This window comes from Schnuerera sp., from assembly GCF_035459645.1.
GTDB lineage: Bacteria > Bacillota > Clostridia > Tissierellales > Tepidimicrobiaceae > Schnuerera.
Genome location: NZ_DATHXO010000510.1, coordinates 1 through 1575, shown reverse-complemented (window position 1 = coordinate 1575; position 1575 = coordinate 1). Strand labels below are relative to the sequence as shown.

Here is a 1575-nt window from a genome sequence, read left to right as displayed (position 1 = left end):
AATTATAGCTATAGTAGGTACAGTACTTAATAGTTTTAATATAGGTGCCATAAAGTTATATATAAATTTAGAAACACTAGATAAAATTCCTATGAAAATTGCCAAAAATGAAGAAACTAAAAAACCAATTAAACTTCTTACTAAAGAATATTTTATTATATTAAAAAAGCTTGGATCTTTAACGGTATATATTAGACTAATAATAGTACTTTTAATTGTAGGAAATATTATTTCATTGTCTATAATTTTAGATAATAGTACCCAAATACCTATTATTATAATCTTTGACATAATAGATAATTTTCTATCTTTCAAAATAAATCTCTTCATCAGGAAGTTTTCCTCCTATAAAGTCTGGTGAAAAATCCATAATGGCCTCAAAATAAATTTGATATTCCCTCTTGCTATTATTAATGGGAAAAGAACCTATATTAATTCTTTCTATTCCTTCCACTATAGTTTCTTTTTTTACTCCTAATTCTAATTCTTCTGCATAATCTCCTAATTTTTCTGGATTATCTTTCGCCCACTGGATACTTTCTTCATATATGTTGATAAATTCTTTAACAAAATCTGGGTTGTTTTCAATTAGATCTGCTTTGATTATTAAACTAGCTTGAGGATAACCTTTATCAGCTCCAGTAATCTTACTCCACTCCTCATTTAAGTCATATATTATTCTAGTATTCTCTTTTTTCATCATTACATTAGTTGCTAAAGGCTCTGCCAAAAGAGCTATGTCAGCTTTACCACTTATAAATATAGGCCCCACATCAGAGGCTGCATTTAAATAGGTGATTTTTAGATCTTCATCTGGAATTATTCCATTTTCTGAAAGAATAAGTCTCAGCACTAAATCTGGAGTAAGCCCTTTTCCAAAAGAGTATATCTCCTTGTTTTTTAGTTCCTGAAAATCTTTAATATCTTCTGTACTGGCTAAATATAAAGTTCCCCAGGAGGAAGTTCCTGCTAGTTTATAGGATAAACCTTTATTAAAAGCTTGAGCTGCTAAATTTGATGGAACAATTGCAATATCGGCCTCTTCTTTTAATATTTGAGTTATTAATAAATCAGGAGATTTTTGTATTTCATAACTAATAGAAATATTTTCATCAATGGTAGGAGCTTCTTTCATAAGTTTAACAACAGTTAAAGCTGGAATTCCTTCCCTAAAACAAAAATTAATAGTTTCAGGTTCTTTAACTTCCTTAGTTACACAACTAGTAATTAGTAAAAATATTATCATTAAATATAATAAACACAATAATTTTTTGTTCATTTTTATACACCCCTTATAAATTTAACAAATTATATAGCAATTACATTAATATAATTTAAATTTTTACAAAACCTCTAAGTATAAAAAATACCTAGAGGTTTTATAATTATGGTTTTTTAGGTGTTATGTTCATTTCCCAAGCGTGATGATCTGTATGGAGTAAACTATGGGAACGATGAGATAAAGGTTTTTGAAGATAGTCTTCATAACATTTGATTACTGATGGATTCTCATGAGAAAAACGAATATGATTTATTTTATCTAAACCATATAGCACATCAGCTCGTTCACCAGCT

3 protein-coding genes are annotated in these 1575 nt (G+C 27.9%); all 3 read right to left on the bottom strand.

Going from position 1 to position 1575, the window contains the following annotated elements:
* Positions 1-330: hypothetical protein (locus tag VK998_RS11845; RefSeq protein WP_349254926.1), on the bottom strand; the 330-nt coding region annotated here is incomplete at its 3' end.
* Positions 305-1279, bottom strand: a complete 975-nt coding sequence (locus VK998_RS11840; protein WP_325228586.1) for an ABC transporter substrate-binding protein — start codon at positions 1277-1279, stop codon at positions 305-307. The genes VK998_RS11845 and VK998_RS11840, both read right to left, overlap by 26 nt.
* A gap of 106 nt (positions 1280-1385) precedes the next feature.
* Positions 1386-1575: iron hydrogenase small subunit (locus VK998_RS11835; protein WP_325228584.1), on the bottom strand; the 190-nt coding region annotated here is incomplete at its 5' end.